Source organism: Pseudoalteromonas sp. ABE4_541 (assembly GCF_056312285.1).
On sequence record NZ_JBSVEM010000042.1, the window covers coordinates 1 to 2,099 of the forward strand.

At 43.6% G+C, this 2,099-nt stretch carries 1 protein-coding gene; it reads right to left on the reverse strand.

Going from position 1 to position 2,099, the window contains the following annotated elements:
• Positions 1-2,099: non-ribosomal peptide synthetase (locus ACW689_RS21375; RefSeq protein ID WP_476294426.1), on the reverse strand; the 2,099-nt coding region annotated here is incomplete at both ends.

Genomic DNA, 2,099 nt, shown 5'->3' on the forward strand with positions numbered 1-2,099 from the left:
ACGCCGCTTGCGCGGCTGCCACATCAAAGTGCCCGGTTAGCTCAAAAGCCGCTGGCATATTGTATTGGGCACTGCCACCTTGTAATTGATCAATAAACCACAAGCGCTGCTGGGCGTAGGATAAGAGTTCGTTTTGAGAGCCTACTTCACGAGGCGAAATAACAGGTCGCAGCGAACATTTTTCGCTTCTGTCGATCTTTGCAGCCAATGATGATAACTGTGGATAGTCAAAAATAGTTTTAACTGGTAATTCAACCTTCAATTGATTCCTGATCTCAGAAATCAACCGTACAGCCAAAATTGAATGCCCCCCAACATCAAAGAACTGCGTTCGAGTGCTAAGCTGCATTGGTTCTAACAACAGCATCTCGCTCCAAATTGACACCAAAACTTTTTCGGTATCTGTCACTGGGGCGCAATATTCAGAGCCTTGCTCTAGCAAATCTGGATCAGGGAGCGCTCGAACATTAATTTTCCCATTGGCGGTCAATGGCCACTGGGCTAACAAACATATTTGATTAGGAACCATATGCGCTGGCAGCTGTTCACTCAGCGCTGCTTTGAGGGTCTCAGGCAAATTCAGTTGTGCTGCTTCATTTATAGGTTTGACATAAGCAACCAGCATATTGTTAACAGAATCCAAAGAGTGTGCTATCACCAACGATGAGTGCACTTCACTATGCATGTTGATGTGATGCTCAATTTCTTGCGGCTCAACTCTAAAGCCTCGGATCTGGATCTGATCATCTACGCGGCCAATAAATTCTAAATTACCGTCAGGTAAATAGCGCGCCAGATCCCCTGTTCTATAAAGCTTCGTGTTTTTGTCACCAAAACCAAAACTCGAAAACTTTTCGTCGGTTAGTTCATTTAGGCCCAAATAACCTTGTGCAACACCATCACCTGCAATAAATACTTCACCAACACAGCCAAACGGTACCAGTGTTCTATCATGAGCAAGTAAGTTAATATGCATATTGGCGATTGGCTTTCCTATCGGCACACACTCATTAAATTGACTTGATAACTCGAAGCTAGTTGCAACATGGGTTTCCGTTGGCCCATATTGATTAAAGATACGACAGCCGTTTGAACGCATGAATTTTATGATGTCGGGGTTATTCTGAAACTTATCTCCAGCAACATATACAGCATTCAAGTGCGGCAATTCGGTGGAACTTGATGCTTGAGTCGAGGCTAAATAACTCATAACCGCAGGGGGAATATAGAGCCGTTCAATTTGATGTCGGACAAGTAATTCATGTAATTTACCCAGTTCATCTTTTTCAGCATCGCTCATCAACACCAAGGTAGAACCACTCGCCAGACAAGAAAATATTTCCTGCACCGATACATCAAATGTACTTGGTGTGAACTGTAAGGTTCTTTGTGGTTTGTCTAAATCAACGGTGCCTAGTACAAGGTTGACCAATGTTGCATGTGTTTGACACACACCTTTAGGCACCCCTGTTGAGCCTGAGGTATAAATCACATATGCAAGTTTATGCTCGATTGAAGTTGACTCTTCGAAACTCAGGTTTTGCTCAGCACAATTTTCAAAAACAGTATCATGTGAATTGCAATGCTCATCGATCAATAAGGTATCATTTACTAAACCATCTAACAGGCTCACTAGAATTGAATCAGTGAGTACTGTCACCGGGTTCGCATCCAATAATATTTGCGCTAAACGAGAAGACGGTAGATGCGCAGAAAGTGGCACATAAGCAGCACCAGCTTTAAGAATAGCGAGCATACCAATGATCGTTGAAAACGAACGCGTAACACATAGACCAATTAAAGTATCGGGTCCGATCTGGTAATGCGCTCGTAAATAATTTGCAAGCTGATTGGCTTTGTTGTTAAGCGTCACGTAGCTCATTGATTCGCCATCAAACTCCAGCGCAGTTTTCAGGCCATTCTTCGCAACTTGTGCCTCAAAGAGTTGGTGAGCCAGTAACTTATTTGGTCGAGGCATTTTGGTCGGGTTGAGATCATTCAGTAAGTAGAACTGCTCATCTTCACAGAGCATAGGGAGTGTATTCAATGACGTCCCTTCTCCCTGCGCCAAGGCGCTTAATACCCGCATAAAATGCGCA